The sequence below is a fragment of the Streptomyces sp. BK79 genome (assembly GCF_044142145.1).
In the GTDB taxonomy this organism is placed as follows: domain Bacteria; phylum Actinomycetota; class Actinomycetes; order Streptomycetales; family Streptomycetaceae; genus Streptomyces.
Map to the genome: position 1 here is coordinate 1 of NZ_JBHVOC010000050.1, position 17,330 is coordinate 17,330.

3 protein-coding genes are annotated in these 17,330 nt (G+C 73.8%); all 3 read left to right on the forward strand.

All coding sequences use genetic code 11. From position 1 onward, the window contains the following. Positions 1-1,842 (forward strand): condensation domain-containing protein (locus ACFIF2_RS35355; protein WP_395577394.1); only part of this gene is annotated, 1,842 nt, incomplete at its 5' end. A gap of 176 nt (positions 1,843-2,018) precedes the next feature. Next, positions 2,019-15,236, forward strand: coding sequence for a type I polyketide synthase (locus ACFIF2_RS35360; protein WP_395577395.1), 13,218 nt, complete (start codon positions 2,019-2,021; stop codon positions 15,234-15,236). Between the two features lie 2 nt (positions 15,237-15,238). Beyond that, on the forward strand, positions 15,239-17,330 hold a 2,092-nt coding region (locus tag ACFIF2_RS35365), incomplete at its 3' end, for a type I polyketide synthase (RefSeq protein WP_395577396.1).

Below are 17,330 nucleotides of genomic sequence, written 5' to 3' on the forward strand. Positions count from 1 at the left end.
GCCGTCGTGGCCAGGGAGGACCAGCCGGGCCACCGGCGACTCGTCGCCTACGTCATCCCCCACGACGACACGCGCCCCGACACCGGCGCCCTGCGCGCCCACCTGGCGGACGCCCTGCCCGACTACCTCGTGCCCTCCGCGTTCGTCACCCTGACCGCGTTCCCGCTGACCTCCACCGGCAAGATCGACCGCCGAGCCCTCCCGGCGCCCGGGAGCGACACCACCGACACCGAACACACCGCCCCGCGAACGCCCGAGCAGCAAGCCGTGTGCGACGTCTTCGCCGAGGTCTTCGGCGTCGAGCGGATCGGTGTCGACGACGACTTCTTCGCGCTCGGCGGGCACTCCCTCCTCGCCGCCCAGGCAGCCGTCCGTATCGAAGCCGCGACCGGTGTCTCCGTACCACTCGCGGACCTGTTCCGGCTGCGCACCCCGCGGAGCCTGGCGGCCGTCCTGCGCACGACCGGCGACTCCGCCGCCGCGGCCCGCCACGCGCTCGTACCCGCCGTACGGGACACCGACCCTCCGCTGTCCTTCGCGCAGGAGGGATACCTGGCACTCGCGCGCGCCCACCCCGACAGCCACCTGTGGAACGTGCCGTTCGTCATGCGGGCCCGCGGACCGCTCGATGTCGACGCCCTGAGCCGGGCCGTCTCCTCGCTGATCGGCAGGCACGAAACTCTGCGGACCACGATCTCTCCGGACGCCGCCGCACCGACCCAGCACGTCCGCCCCGCCCAGCCGGTGGTCCTCACCGCCGAGCCCGTGCCCGGCGCGACGCCCGCCGAACGGGAGTCCGCGGCGCGGGCACTCGTCGCCGACGAGGCGCGCCGGCCCTTCGACCTCGTCAACGGGCCCGTTGTGCGCGTCAGGCTCCTGCGCCTCGACCCGCACGACCACGTCATCGCCCTGACCACGCACCACATGGCCACCGACGCCTGGTCGCAGGATGTCCTCTGGCACGAGATCTCCAGCGTCTACGCGGCCGACGTCACCGGCGGCGCCGAACCACGACTGCCCGAACTGCCCGTCCAGTACGCCGACTTCGCCGTCTGGCAGCGCGCATGGCTCACCGGGGACACGCTGCGCGACCAGTGGGAGTACTGGACCCGGCGGCTGGCGGGCTGCCCGACACCCCTCGCCCTGCCCACCGACCGGCCCCGCACCAATGTCCCCGACCCCGAGGGCGGCTCGGTGAGCCTGCCCCTCGGTCCGGAACTGGTCCGCGCGGCCCGGGAACGGGGCGCCGAGGCCGACGCCACGCTGTTCATGACCCTGCTCGCCGCCTTCACCGTCGTCCTGGCCGACGAGACGGGCCGTCCCGACGTGGCGGTCGGCTCCCCGGTCGCCGGCCGGACCCGCGCCGAACTGGAGCACCTGGTCGGCGGCTTCGCCAACATGCTCGTCCTGCGCACCGACGTGTCCGGCGACCCCACCTTCCGCGAGGCGCTGGCACGGACCCGGGAGACGGCCACCGGAGCGTTCGCCCGGCAGGACATGCCCTTCCACCTGCTCGCGGAGCGCTTCGGCGACGACCCGCACGGCCTGGTCCAGGTCATGTTCCAGCTGGTCAACACCCCGCACGGCACGCCTTCGCTGGCCGGCACCCGACTGGAGAGCTTCGACCACGGGCGGGTGTCGGTGCGGATGGACCTGGAGGTGACGCTCATGGAGGACGGCGACGACGTCACGGCCCACGCGCTGTTCCGGCGGTCGCTGTTCGACCGGTCCACGATCGAAGGTCTGCTGCGCCGCCTGGTCACCGCGCTGGAGGCCCTGCTGGCCGAACCCGATCAGCCTGTCTCCGCCGTTCTGCGGGAATCCGCGGGCGGCACGCGATGAGGACGCCCGGAAGGCGCACCAACCCGCCCGCAATGCGCACCAAGAGGACGCCGGGAAAGCCGGGAACGCAGGGGACGCAGCAAACGCCGGGAACGCAGGAGACTCAGGGGACCCAGGGGGCGCACGGGATGCAGAGGGCACGGGGGACGCGGGGGACACGGGGGACAGACGAGAGCATGCCGAGCCACGACCCCGTACAGGATTCCGTCGCCGTCATCGGCATCTCCTGCCGGCTGCCCGGAGCGAAGGACCCCGAGACCCTCTGGACACTGCTGCGGGAGGGCCGCAGCGCCATCGGCACGTCGGATCGCTGGGGCACGCCCCAGCGGGGCGGTTTCCTCGACTCCGTCGACGAGTTCGACGCGTCGTACTTCGGCATCACACCCCGCGAGGCCGCCGCGATGGACCCCCGGCAACGGCTGGTCCTGGAACTGTGCGTCGAGGCGATCGAGGACGCGGCCGTCCTGCCCGCACGGTTGCGCGGCACCGACACCGGCGTCTTCGTCGGCGCGATGTGGGACGACTACACGACCCTCACCCACACGTCCGGCGACGACGCGATCACCCAGCACACCATGGCCGGGCTGCACCGCGGCATCATCGCCAACCGCGTCTCCTACGCCCTCGGTCTGCACGGACCCAGCCTCACCGTCGACACCGGGCAGTCCTCGTCCCTGGTGGCCGTGCACCTGGCCTGCGAGAGCCTGCGCAAGGGCGAGTCGGATGTCGCACTGGCCGTCGGCGTCAACCTGATGCTCGTGCCGGACAGCACCCGCACGGCGGCCGCGTTCGGCGGGCTGTCACCGGACGGGGAGTGTCACGTCTTCGACGCGCGCGCCAACGGCTTCGTCCGCGGGGAGGGCGGCTGCGTCGTGCTGCTCAAGCCGCTGGCCGCGGCTATCGCCGACGACGACCCCGTCCACTGCGTGATCCGCGGCAGCGCCGTGAACAACGACGGAGCCACCGACGGCCTCACCGTACCGAGCGCGTCGGCCCAGGCCGCCGTCGTTCGGGCCGCCCAGCGCCGGGCCGGGGTGACCGCCGCGGAGGTCCAGTACGTCGAACTGCACGGCACCGGCACCGCGGTCGGCGACCCAGTCGAGGCGTCCGGTCTCGGCGCGGCGATCGGCTCCGCGCGGGACGGGACACGGCCGCCGCTGGCCGTCGGCTCCGTCAAGACGAACATCGGCCACCTGGAGGGCGCGGCCGGCCTCGCCGGGCTGGTGAAGACGGCCCTCGCGTTACGCCACCGGGAGATCCCGGCCAGCCTCAACTTCCACACGCCCAACCCCGCCATCCCGTTCGACGACCTGCGCCTGGAGGTGCGGCGGGACCTCGGCCCGTGGCCCGACCCCACGCGTCCTCTGTGCGCGGGAGTCAGCTCCTTCGGCATGGGCGGCACCAACTGCCACGTGGTGGTGTCGGAGCCGCCCACCAGGCCGACGCCGCCCCCGCGGACGCCGGCCGACCACACCGCCGTGCCGATCCTGATCTCCGGGCGGACGGCGACGGCTCGGCGGGCCCAGGCCGAGCGACTGCTGGCGTACCTGTCCGACCGGCCCGACCTCCGTCCCGCCGATGTCGGCTTCTCCCTGGCCACCACCCGCACCGCCCACGAGCACCGCTGCTTCCTGCTCGCCGCCGGCCGGGACGAACTCCTCGACAGGCTCGAAGGCGTCGCGCACGACCGCATCGATCCCGCACTGGTCGCGGGCACGTCGGGGACGGCGGGCCGGGTCGGCTTCCTGTTCGCTGGGCAGGGTGCGCAGCGGGTGGGTATGGGGCGTGGGTTGTATGAGCGGTTCCCGGTGTTCGCGCGGGTGCTGGATGAGGTGCTGGAGCGTTTGGGGGTGCGTGAGGAGTTCTTCGGTGCGGATGCGGTGGTGTGGGAGGGGACGGGTGTCGCTCAGCGGGTGTTGTTCGCGTTCGAGGTGGCGTTGTTCCGGTTGTGGGAGTCGTGGGGTGTGGTGCCGGATGCGGTGGCGGGTCATTCGGTGGGGGAGGTAGCGGCTGCTCATGTGGCGGGCGTGCTCTCGCTGGAGGACGCGTGTGTGCTGGTGGGGGCGCGTGGCCGGTTGATGCAGGAGCTTCCGGCCGGTGGGGTGATGGTGGCGCTGGAGGCGTCCGAGGAGGAGGTCACTCCGCTGCTGGAGAACGTGGCGGGTGCGTCCCTGGCGGCGGTGAACGGGCCTACGTCCGTGGTCGTGTCGGGTGAGGCGGATGCGGTGGAGCAGGTGGTTGCTGCTCTGCCGGGGCGGCGTTCGCGGCGGCTGAAGGTCAGTCATGCGTTTCATTCGCCGTTGATGGAGCCGATGCTGGATGCCTTCCGTGAGGTGGTGTCCGGGTTGTCGTTCCGGGTTCCGGAGCGGCTGCGCTTTGTGTCGACGGTGTCTGGTGGGCCGGTGGTGGGGGAGATCGCCACGGCGGAGTACTGGGTGGAGCAGGTGCGGCGTGAGGTGCGGTTCGCCGACGCGGTGCGTTCGCTGCATGCCGAGGGTGTGGAGACGTTCGTCGAGATCGGGCCGGACGGGACGCTCGCCGGACTGAGCCGCGAGACGGTTTCCTCGCCGGCGTTCGCCTCGCTGCGTCGAGGCTGGGACGAAGCGGAGTCCCTCCTCAGCACGCTCGGTGAGCTGCACGTGCGTGGTGTGCCGGTCGACTGGGCGACGGTGTACGAACCCTGGGCGCCGCGCCGGCTGAGGCTGCCGACCTACGCCTTCCAGCGGGACCGGTACTGGATCACGCGCGACAGCAGGTCCGCCGCCCTGGAAGGAGGCGAGCGCGCCGACGAGTCCGTGCGGCCGCTGCGGCGACCGGCGGGTACGGCGGGTACGGCGGGCACGGCAGGGCCGGCGCGCGGGCGGCAGGTGCTCGATCTCGTGCGCGCGCAGGCCGCCCACGTCATGGGCGCCCGGGGCGCACAGGCCGTCGACCCCGAGCTCACCTTCCACGCTCTCGGACTCAACTCCCTGGCCGGCGTCGAGTTGCTCGACCGGGTGAACTCCCTCACCGGGCTCACCCTGTCCCCGAGCGTCCTCTTCGAGCATCCGACACCGGCGCGCCTGGCCGCGTACGTGCTCGGTCAGGTGGACGTAGAGGTGGAAGTGGACGCGGACGCGGAGTCGGACGGGGGCCGGGGCGCCGACGTGAACACCGCCTCCGGCGCCGTCGCGTCGTCGGGTCCGGCGGACGGGGCCGGCGATCCGATCGCCATCGTGGCCATGAGCTGCAGACTCCCCGGCGGTGTGACCTCCCCCGAGGAGCTGTGGGACCTGGTCGCGGCGGGCGCCGACGCCGTAGGGCCGTTCCCCGCCGACCGCGGCTGGGACCTCGACGAGCTGTACCACCCCGACCCGGACCACGAGGGAACGACCTACGTGCGCTCGGGCGGATTCCTGTACGACGCCGGGGCGTTCGACCCCGCGGCCTTCGGGATCACCCCGCGTGAGGCGCTGGCGATGGACCCGCAGCAGCGACTGCTGCTGGAGACGTCCTGGGAGGTGTTCGAACGCGCGGGCATCGACGCGTCGACCCTGCGCGGCAAGCCGGTCGGCGTCTTCGTGGGCGCGACACCGCAGGAGTACGGCCCACGGCTGCACCAGGCACGGAACGGACTCGAAGGCCACGTCCTGACCGGCACCACGGGCAGCGTCGCGTCCGGCAGAATCGCCTACACCTTCGGTTTCGAGGGACCGGCGATCACCGTCGACACCGCGTGCTCGTCGTCCCTGGTCGCGCTGCACCTGGCCTGCCAGGCGCTGCGGCAGGGCGAGTGCGGCGTCGCCCTCGCCGGCGGGGTCAGCGTCATGGCCGGACCCGGCATGTTCGTCGAGTTCAGCCGCCAGCGAGGACTCGCCCCCGACGGGCGCTGCAAGCCGTTCGCGGCGGCCGCGGACGGCACGGCCTGGGCCGAGGGCGCGGGCGTGCTGCTCCTGGAGCGGCTGTCCGACGCCCGGCGCCACGGGCACCCGGTGCTGGCCGTCGTACGCGGTTCCGGCGTCAACTCGGACGGCGCCTCCAACGGCCTCACCGCGCCCAACGGCGCGTCGCAGCGCCGGGTCATCGAGCAGGCGCTGGCGAGCGCGCGGCTGGAGCCGTCCGAGGTGGACGCGGTGGAGGCACACGGGACCGGCACCCGGCTGGGCGACCCGGTCGAGGCCGAGGCCCTCCTCGCCACGTACGGTCGGGGCCGGGACGAGGACCGTCCGCTCTGGCTCGGGTCGTTGAAGTCCAACATCGGACACACGCAGGCGGCCGCCGGTGTGGCGGGCGTCATCAAGATGGTGCTGGCGATGCGGCACGGCACCCTGCCCCGCACCCTGCACGTGGACGAACCGTCGCCGCACGTGGACTGGTCCGCCGGCGAGGTACGGCTGCTCACCGAGCCGCTGGTCTGGCCGCGACACGACCGTGCCCGGCGGGCCGCCGTGTCCTCGTTCGGGATCAGCGGAACGAACGCCCACGTGATCCTGGAGGACGTCACCGCCGTACCGGAACCGGACGCCGCGCCGCCGGCCCCCCTCGCCGCGGTGCCGTGGGTGCTGTCGGCCAGGACGGCCAGCACGGTGCGCGCCCAGGCCGCACGGCTGGTCTCGGCCGTCACCACCGCGGGCGCCGACCCCGTCGACGTCGGCTACACCCTGGCCACCGGCCGCCAAGTGCTCGAACACCGTGCGGTGGTGGTCGGCGCCGACCGCGCGGAACTGCTGGCGGGACTGTCCGACGGCGTCATCGTGAGCCGTGCCGTGCCCGACGCGGCGGCCGCCTTCGTCTTCCCCGGCCAGGGCGCCCAATGGGTGGGCATGGCGGCCGACCTGCTCGTGACCTCCCCGGTGTTCGCCGCCCGGATGACCGAGTGCGCCGAGGCGCTGCGTCCCTTCGTGGACTGGTCGCTGCCGGACGCGCTGTCGGACGCCGCCCTGCAGCAGCGGGTCGACGTCGTCCAACCGGTGCTGTGGGCCGTCATGGTGTCGCTGGCCGAGGTCTGGCGTGCGTACGGTGTCGAGCCCACCGCCGTCGCGGGACACAGCCAGGGCGAGATCGCCGCCGCCTGTGTCGCGGGGGCGCTGTCCCTCGACGACGGCGCCCGCGTCGTCGCCCTGCGCAGCCGGGCGCTGCTGGCCCTGTCCGGACTCGGCGGCATGGTGGCCGTGCCGCGGCCCGTGCACGAGATCGACCTCGACGGGCTGTCGGTCGCGGCGCTCAACGGCCCGCGCTCGACGGTCGTCTCGGGCCCGCCCGAGGCGCTCGACGCCCTCCTGGAACGGGACGAACGAGCCCGCCGTGTCCCCGTGGACTACGCCTCGCACTCGCCGCAGGTCGAGGAGATCCGCGACCGGCTGCTGGCCGACCTCGCGCCGGTCGAACCGAGGGCCGCCGAGGTGCCGTTCCACTCCACCACCACCGGCGGGCTCCTGGACACCACGCTGCTCGACGCCGACTACTGGTACCGGAACCTGCGGGAGCAGGTGCTCTTCGAACCGGTGGTGCGCGGGCTGCTCGACGCCGGCACGACCTGCTTCATCGAGGTCAGCCCGCATCCGGTGCTGTCGCCGGCCGTCCAGGAGACCGCCGACGCGGCGGAGGCCGACGCCGTCGCGGTCGGCACCCTGCGCCGCGACGCCTCGGGGCCGTACCAGCTGCTGACCTCGATGGCCGAGGCGTTCGTCCACGGCCTGCCCGTGCGCTGGGACGCCGTGTTCGCCGGATCCGGCGCGCGCCGGACCGACCTGCCGACCTACCCGTTCGAGCGCGACCGGTACTGGGTGGCGCCGACCGGCGGGGCCGAGGACGCGACCCGGTTCGGCCTCGACATCGCGGACCACCCGCTGCTGGACGCCGCCGTGGACCTGGCGGACGACCGTACCGCGGTGTTCACCGGCCGGCTGTCCCTGCGCTCCCAGCCCTGGCTGGCCGACCACGAGGTGGGAGGCGCGCCGCTGCTCGCGGGCACCGCCTACCTCGGCCTCGCCCTGTGGGCTGCGGACCGCACCGGAAACGGCCAGGTCGCCGACCTCGCCATCGAGGCGCCGCTGCCGCTGCCCGCCGACGGCGCGGTGGCCGTGCGGATCGTCGTGCGCCCGTCGGAGGACTCCGCCGGCAGCTCCTTCACCCTGTTGGCGCGGCAGGACGGCGACCGGTCCTGGACCCGTCACGCCTCCGCGACCCTGACGCCCGCCGACGAGACCGGCGCCGCACTCCCGTGGCCCTCGGACCCGCAGGACCTCGCCGGCCTCGAGGACATCGACCTGACCGGGGCCTACGAGCGACTGGCCGGCGGCGGGTTCGCGTACGGCCCTGCCTTCCAGGGGCTGCACCGGCTGCGCGGTCGCGGCGAGGAACTGTTCGCCGAGGTGCGCGTGAGCGACGCGGCGGGATTCGACCTGCACCCGGCGCTGCTGGACGCCGCGCTGCACGCCCTCGAACTGCGCTCCCTGGCCGACGGCGGGACCGGCCTGCTGCCGTTCTCGTGGAGCGGCGTGCGGTTGCACCGCGGCGGTGCCACCTCGCTGCGCGTGCGACTGTCCCCGGCGGGACCGTCCACGACGGCCCTGAGCGCGTACGACGACACCGGCGCGCTCGTCCTGACCGTCGACTCGCTGGTGATGCGGCCCGCCACCGCCGCGCACGGGGATGCGCTGTACCGGGTGCGGTGGACGCCGCTGGCCGGGACGGACGCACCGCGCGGCCGGTGGGCCGTCCTGGGCACCGCGCACACGGACCTCCCCGCCTACCCCGACCTGGCCGCCCTGACGGCGGAGCCCGTCCTGCCCGAGGTGGTGTTCGCACCGTGCCTGGCCGTGGGGCCGGATGCGGTGGGGGCGGGTGCCGTCGGCACTGTCGCCCGGGCCCATGCCGTCACCGGCCGGGTCCTCACCCTGCTCCAGGACTGGTTGGCCGACGACCGCCTGGCCGAGGTGCGGCTGGTCTTGGTGACCCACGACGCCGTCTCCACCGGCCCGGACGACGCCGTCTCCCATGTCGCGGAGGCCCCCGTCTGGGGACTCGTACGCTCGGCGCAGACCGAGAACCCCGACAGGTTCGTCCTGCTGGACACCGACGCCCCCGCCTCGTCCGCGCTGGGAACCTCCGCCGTCGCGGCCGCGCTCGCCTCCGGCGAGCCCCAGCTCGCGATCCGCGCGGACACCGTGCTCGTACCGCGACTGGCCCCGGTGCGCGGCGACACCGACCTGGCGGCACCAGGTGCCCGACCGGGCGCGCCGCGCCCGCACGGCCCCACCCAGGGCACCGTCCTGGTCACGGGCGCGCCCGGTGCCCTCGGCAGCACGATCGCGCGGCACCTCGTCGCGCGGCACGGCGTACGCCGGTTGCTCCTGGCCAGCCGCAGCGGCCGACGCGCCGAAGGAGCGGCCGCCCTCGCCGCCGACCTGACCGGTCTGGGCGCCGACGTGACCATCGCCGCGTGCGACGTCGCCGACCGTGACGCGCTGGCGGCCCTGCTGGCCACCGTGCCGGAGGACCACCCCCTCACCGCTGTCGTGCACGCGGCGGGTGTGCTCGACGACGCGACCATCCCCACCCTGACCACGGACCGGCTCGACACCGTCCTCCGGCCGAAGGCCGACGCCGCCTGGCACCTGCACGAACTCACCGGAGACCTCGACGCGTTCGTGCTGTTCTCGTCCGTGATGGGCGTGCTCGGCAACGCGGGCCAGGGCAACTACGCGGGCGCCAACACGTTCCTCGACGCGCTCGCCGCGCACCGCACGCACCAGGGCTTGCCCGCCGTGTCGCTCGCCTGGGGACTGTGGGCCGCGCCCAGCGGACTGACAGGCCACCTCGACGACCTGCGGCGGACCGCGCCGGGCGTCGTCGCGCTCGACACCGACGAGGCGCTGGAGCTGTTCGACGCGGCCTGGCCGGCCCACGGTCCGACGCTGGTACCCGCCCGGCTCGACACCTCCGCCTGGTCCACGTCCACCACTCCGGAAACCGAACCCGTAGCCGCCGCATCCGGATCCGTACCCGCGGCCACGTCCGCGGTCGCGGTCCCACCCGCATCCGTACCCGCGATGCTGCGCGGCCTCGTCCGCGAGCCGCGCCGGCACGACCCGGCGGCCCGCGCTGCCGAGCCGGCCGCCGACCGCCTCGCCGCACTGTCCGCGGCCGACCGGACCGACGCGCTGACGACACTCGTACGGCACCACGCCGCGGCCGTGGTCGGGCACGACTCGCCCGGCGCGATCGACCTCGACCGGACGTTCACCGACGCCGGCTTCGACTCGCTCACCTCACTGGGACTGCGCAACCGGCTCGCCCGGGCCACCGGCCTGCGACTGCCCGCCGCGCTGCTCTTCGACCACCCCACCCCCGCGGCCCTCGTCGCCCACCTGAACACGGCGCTGTACGGCACCACGGACGCCGCCGACCAGCCGCCGGCCGGCACCGCCCCGGCCGACGAACCCATCGCCATCATCGGCATGGCCTGCCGCTTCCCGGGAGGCGTGCGTTCCCCCGAAGACCTGTGGGACCTGCTGCTGCGCGGCGACGACGCGATCTCCGAACTCCCCGCCGACCGGGGCTGGGACCTCGACGCGCTGTACGACCCCGACCCGGACCGCGCCGGTCACAGCTACACCAGAGCGGGCGGGTTCCTGTACGACGCCGCCGACTTCGACCCGGAGTTCTTCGGCCTCAGCCCCCGCGAGGCGCTCTCCGTCGATCCGCAGCAGCGGCTGCTCCTGGAGACCTCCTGGGAGGCGGTCGAACGGGCCGGGATCGACCCGCTGGCGCTGCGACGCAGTCGCACCGGCGTGTTCACCGGCCTGATGTACAACGACTACGCGTCCCGCTTCCAGCAGTCACCCGAGGAGTTCGAGGCACACCTCGGCAACGGCAGCGCGGCGAGCGTCGCCTCCGGCCGGATCTCCTACACCCTCGGCCTGGAGGGCCCCGCGGTCAGCGTCGACACGGCGTGCTCGTCGTCGCTGGTGGCGCTGCACCTGGCCTGCCAGGCGCTGCGGCAGGGCGAGTGCTCGCTGGCGCTGGCCGGCGGCGTGACCGTCATGTCGACCCCGAAGCTCTTCATCGAGTTCAGCCGGCAGCGGGGCCTGGCTCCCGACGGCCGCAGCAAGGCGTTCGCCGCCACGGCCGACGGGATGGGAGCCGCCGAGGGCGCCGGAGTGCTCCTGGTCGAGCGGCTGTCCGACGCACGGCGCAACGGTCACCCGGTGCTCGCCGTGGTACGAGGATCGGCCACCAACCAGGACGGCGCCTCCAACGGGCTGACCGCGCCCAACGGGCCGGCGCAACAACGGGTGATCCGCGCCGCACTGAGCGCCGCCGGGCTCCGTCCGGGCGACGTCGACGCGGTCGAGGCCCACGGCACGGGCACGGCCCTGGGCGACCCCATCGAGGCGGAAGCGTTGCTCGCCACCTACGGCCGGGAGCGTGAGCGGCCGCTGTGGCTGGGCTCGGTCAAGTCCAACATCGGCCACACCCAGGCCGCGGCGGGCGTCGCCGGCGTCATCAAGATGGTGCTCGCCCTGCGCGCCGGAACACTGCCGAAGACGCTGCACGTGGACGAACCGTCGCCGCACGTGGACTGGTCGGCCGGGACGGTGCGGCTGCTGACCGAGACGACACCGTGGACGCCGGACGACGGCCCCCGGCGGGCCGGTGTCTCCTCCTTCGGCATCAGCGGCACGAACGCCCACGTCGTGATCGAACAGGCCCCGGTGGAGCCGGACCACCAGCCCGATCACCACCCCGATCACCACCTCGATCCCCAACCCGATCACCAGCACGGCCAGGTGCCGGATCACGGGTACGACTCGGCACCGGCCGCGCACCCCCCGCTGCCCTGGATCCTGTCCGCCCGGACCGAACCCGCCCTGCGCGCACAGGCGGCCGCGCAGAGCGGGACGCGCGGCGCGCGCCCCGCCGACACCGCCTACTCGCTCGCGACCACCCGATCCCTGTTCGAGCACCGGGCCGTCGTCGTGGCGGCCACGGCCGACGCCCGCGACCGCGCCCTGAACGCGCTCGCGCACGGTGACACCGCGCCCGGACTGGTCCGGGGCCTCGCCGACACCGACGGCGGAACCGTGTTCGTCTTCCCCGGCCAGGGCGCACAGTGGACCGGCATGGGCGCGGCGCTGCTCGACACCTCCGACGTGTTCCGCGCCGAGATCGAGGCGTGCGCGCAGGCCATGGCCCCGTACGTCGACTGGTCGCTGACCGACGTCCTGCGGGGCCGCCCCTCGGCGCCGTCCCTGGACCGGGTCGACGTCGTCCAGCCGGCGCTCTTCGCCATGATGGCCGGCCTGGTGCGCCTGTGGCGCGCGCACGGCGTCCGGCCCACCGCGGTGGTGGGCCATTCGCAGGGCGAGATAGCCGCCGCCTACGCGGCGGGCGCGCTGTCCCTCGACGACGCGGCCCGCGTGGTCACCCTGCGCAGCCGGGCGCTGGTCGCCCTGTCCGGTGCGGGGGGCATGGCGTCCGTTCCGCTGCCCGTGGAGGACGTACGGGCCCGCGCCGCCGGTTTCGGTGAGGAGATCAGCGTCGCGGCGGTCAACGGCCCCGCCTCCGTGGTGATCTCCGGCACGCCCACGGCACTCGACGCGTTCGTGGCCCGGTGCGTGGCCGAAGGTGTACGGGCCCGGCGCATCCCCGTCGACTACGCGTCGCACTCTCCCCAAGTGGACGCGATCAGGGACGAGTTGCTCGACGTGCTGCGCCCCATCGTCCCCAGGCCGGCGCAGGTCCCGTTCCACTCCACGGTCGAGGGACGCCTGGTGGACACGGCCACGCTGGACGCCGACTACTGGGTCCGCAACCTCCGCCGGACCGTCCGGTTCGCCGACACGGTCGCCGACCTGGCCGCCGCCGGCTCCACCACGTTCGTCGAGATCAGCCCGCACCCCGTGACGACCGTCCCCGTGCGGGACATCCTCGACGGCGGCGGTGACGGCGACGGCAGTGACAGCGGCCGTGGCAGCGGCAGTGGCAGTGGCAGGGGCAGTGGCATCGGTGTGGTGGTCGGTTCGTTGCGCCGGGACGACGGCGGCCTCCAGCGTTTCTTCACGTCCCTCGCCGAGGTGCACGTCCGCGGCGTACCCGTCGACTGGACGGCCGCCTTCAGCGGGCTGGGCTGCCGCGCCGTACCGCTGCCCACGTACCCCTTCCAGCGGCAGCGTTACTGGCTCGACGCGCCGCCCCCGGCGGTCGCCCCCGCCGACGACGACGCGGTGCTCTGGGCTGCCGTCGAGGACAACGACCCGGATGCCCTGGCCGGTGTCCTCACCGGTGACACCCGCTACGACCGCGCCACGCTGGACGCCGCGATGGCCCTGCTGTCCGCCTGGCGCGGCACCCGCAGGACCCAGGACGAGACCGACGGCTGGCGGTACCGCATCGCCTGGCGGCCCGCCGATGCCCGGCCCGGCCGGCTGACCGGCGACTGGCTGGTCGTCCACTCCGGCCGGCAGGCGGAGGACCCGTGGGTCGCCGGCGTGGGCGAGGCCCTGACCCGCGCCGGAGCGCACGTCGACACGGTGGCCGTACCACCCGGTGACCTGGACCGGCAGGCCCTGGCCGCGCGGGCGGAGCACGCGACGGGCGTGCTGTCCCTGCTCGCCCTGGACGAACAGCCACATGCCGACCACCCTGCAGTTCCCAACGGGTATGCCCAGACGATCGCCCTCGTCCAGACCCTCGCCGGGACCGAGACGGCGGTCCCGCTGTGGTGCCTCACCCGGGGCGCCGTGAGCACCGGCGCCTCGGACCCGCTCATCAGCACCGCGCAGGCCCTCGTGTGGGGTCTGGGACGGATAGCCGGACTGGAGCAGCCCGATCGGTGGGGCGGCCTGATCGACCTGCCCGCGACCGTGGACGACCGGGCACGGCGACGCCTCGTCGCCGCCCTCACCGGTCCCAGCGGGACCGGCGGGACCGGCGGCCTCACCGGCCTTACCTCCGGGACGTCCGGGGCCTCCGGGACCCCCGGGGCCTCCGGGACCGGTGAAACCGGCGAGGACCAGGTGGCCGTCCGCAGCTCCGGGCTCTACGTCCGCCGACTGCTCAGGGCGGAACCCGCACCGCCGACCCGGCCCGACACCACCTGGCGGCCCAGCGGCACCGTGCTCGTCACCGGCGGCACCGGCGCCCTCGGCGCACAACTCGCCACCTGGCTGGCCGGACAAGGCGCCGAACACCTGCTGCTCGTCAGCCGCAGCGGCACGGCGGCACCCGAGGCCGCCGCCCTGCAAGCCCGTGTCCGCGCCCTGGGCGCCGACGTCACGGTGGCCGCCTGCGACATCACCGACCGCGACGCGCTGGCGGACCTGATCGGCACCATCCCGGCCGAACGGCCCCTGCGCTCCGTCTTCCACACCGCGGCGCTGCTCGACGACGCGGCACTCGACACCCTCACCGTCGACCAGGTCGACCGCGTCCTGCGGGTCAAGGCCGACGGCGCCCGCCATCTCCACGAACTCACCGGCCCCGACCTGGACGCCTTCGTCCTGTTCTCCTCCCTCGGGGGCACCCTCGGCCTGCCGGGACAGAGCAACTACGCACCCGCCAACGCCTACCTCGACGCCCTCGCGCTGCAGCGCCGCGCCGCCGGCCTCGCGGCCACCTCCGTCGCCTGGGGCGCCTGGGCCGGGGGCGGCATGGCGCAGGGCACCGTCTCCAGCGTGCTGCGACGGCACGGCCTGCCCGAGATGGACCCTGACCAGGCCCTCGCCGCACTGCACCGGGCCCTGACCACCCAGGAGCCGGCACCCGTGCTCGCCGACATCGACTGGGACCGTTTCCACACGGCGTTCACGGCCCTGCGCCCGAGCCCGCTGCTGCGGGAGATCCCCGACGTCCAACGGTTCCTCGCACCGGTCGACGGCGACGCCCGCACGGAGGAGGACCCGCTGCTCACGCGGCTCACCGCCGCGAGCGGCGCGCAACGCGAGCGTCTCCTCGTCGACTTGGTGCGTACACACGTCGCCGCAGTCCTCGGATACGACGACCCGGGAGCCGTCACGCCCGACCGGACGTTCCAACTGGCCGGATTCGACTCGGTGCTCGCCGTGGAACTCCGCAACAGGCTCGGTTCGGCCACCGGCCTGACGCTGTCCGCCACCGCCGTGTTCGACCACCCGACCCCGGCGGCACTCGCCGCCCACCTGGGCGAACGGCTGGCGACCGCCGAGACGGCGGCGCCCTCGGCGCCCACGGCCACGGGATCCATGGTGATGCACCTCGAACGGCTGGCGGAGCTGCCGGTCGACGCACAGGAACGCGACCACGTACGCCGGCGGCTGCGCCTGCTCCTGGACAAGTGGACCGACTCCGACCGCGCCGCCCGAGACGGCCTCGGAGACTCCAGCGACGAGGAACTGTTCGACCTGATCGACAACGACCTGGGGGTGTCCTGACCATGGCGACCGAGGAACAGCTCCGCGACTACCTGCGGCGGGTCACACGCGAGTTGCAGGAGACGCGCCTGCGCGTGGCCGAGCTCGAGAACCCCGGGGCCGAGCCCATCGCGATCGTGGGGATGAGCTGCCGCTACCCAGGCGGCGTGCGCTCACCCGAGGACCTGTGGCGACTGGTCGAAGAGGGACGGGACGCGATCACCGACTTCCCCACGGACCGGGGCTGGGACATCGCGGGCCGCCATGACCCCGACCCCGCCACGCCGGGCACCTTCTACCCCCGGGCAGGCGGGTTCCTCCACGACGCAGCCGACTTCGACCCCACGCTCTTCGACATCTCGCCGCGTGAGGCGCTGGCGATGGACCCGCAGCAGCGGCTGCTGCTGGAGACCACCTGGGAGGTCTTCGAACGGGCCGGGATCCCGCCGACCTCGCTGCGCGGCAGCGACACCGGCGTCTTCGTCGGCGCGACCTACCAGGACTACGCGTCGCGCCTCGCCCGTCCGCCCGCCGAGCTGGAGGGCTACATCGTCACGGGCAACACCGCGAGTGTGACGTCCGGCCGGGTGGCGTACACCTTCGGCCTCGAAGGCCCCGCGGTGACACTGGACACGGCGTGCTCGTCGTCGCTGGTGGCACTGCACCTGGCGGTGCAGTCACTGCGGCAGGGCGAGTGCTCGCTCGCTCTCGCCGGCGGCGTGGTGGTGATGTCGACGCCGGACATGTTCGTGGAGTTCAGCCGCCAGCGGGGCCTGGCGCCGGACGGCCGCTGCAAGGCCTTCTCGGCCTCGGCGGACGGCTTCGGCTCCTCCGAGGGTGTGGGTGTGCTGTTGGTGGAGCGTCTGTCGGATGCCCGTCGCAACGGTCATCGGGTGTTGGCGGTGGTGCGGGGTTCGGCGGTGAATCAGGACGGGGCGTCGAATGGTTTGACGGCGCCGAATGGTCCGTCGCAGCAGCGGGTGATTCGGCGGGCGTTGGCGAGTGCGGGGTTGGAGCCGTCCGAGGTGGACGCGGTGGAGGCCCACGGGACGGGCACGAAGCTGGGTGATCCGATCGAGGCGCAGGCGTTGCTGGCGACGTATGGGCAGGGTCGTGAGGTGGAGCGGCCGTTGTTGCTGGGTTCGGTGAAGTCGAATCTGGGTCATACGCAGGCGGCCGCGGGTGTGGCGGGTGTCATCAAGATGGTGATGGCGATGCGGCACGGGGTGCTGCCGGCCACGCTTCACGTGGATGAGCCGTCGCCACACGTCGACTGGTCCGCGGGTGGGGTGCGGCTGCTGACGGAGCAGATGCCGTGGCCTGAGGGGGATCGTCCTCGGCGGGCGGGTGTGTCGTCGTTCGGGATCAGCGGGACCAACGCGCACGTGATTCTGGAACAAGGGCCTGCGGTTGTGGCGGAGGGTGCTGCGCTGGAGTGGTCGGGGCCGGTGCCGGTGGTGTTGTCCGCTGCGAGTGAGGTGGCTTTGCGGGCGCAGGCGGGCCGGCTGGTGCCGTTGGCGGGGGATGTTCCGGTGGCGGTGCTGGGTCATGCGGTGGCGACGACGCGTGCGGTGCTGGAGCACCGGGCGGTGGTCGTGGCCGGTGATGACGCTGAACTCCGGCGGGGACTTCAGGCGTTGGAGGCGGGTGAGTCTGTTGCCGGGGTGGTGACGGGCCGTGCGGCGGTGGGTGGTTGGGGGTTCCTGTTCGCTGGGCAGGGTGCGCAGCGGGTGGGTATGGGGCGTGGGTTGTATGAGCGGTTCCCGGTGTTCGCGCGGGTGCTGGACGACGTGCTCGATCGGCTGGAGGTGCGTGAGGAGTTCTTCGGTACGGACGCCGCTGTGTTGGAAGGAACGGGCGTCGCTCAGCGGGTGTTGTTCGCCTTCGAAGTGGCGCTGTTCCGGCTGTGGGAGTCGTGGGGTGTCGTGCCCGACGTCGTCGCCGGCCACTCGGTGGGGGAGATAGCGGCCGCTCACGTGGCGGGTGTGCTGTCGCTGGACGACGCGTGTGTGCTGGTGGAGGCACGTGGCCGGTTGATGCAGGAGCTTCCGGCCGGTGGGGTGATGGTGGCGCTGGAGGCGTCCGAGGACGAGGTCGTCCCGCTGCTGGAGAACG

Bases quoted from the DNA above. Each gene is read 5' to 3' on its own strand.
- ACFIF2_RS35360 (WP_395577395.1), top strand. From the start codon at position 2,019: ATGCCGAGCCACGACCCCGTACAGGATTCCGTCGCCGTCATCGGCATC.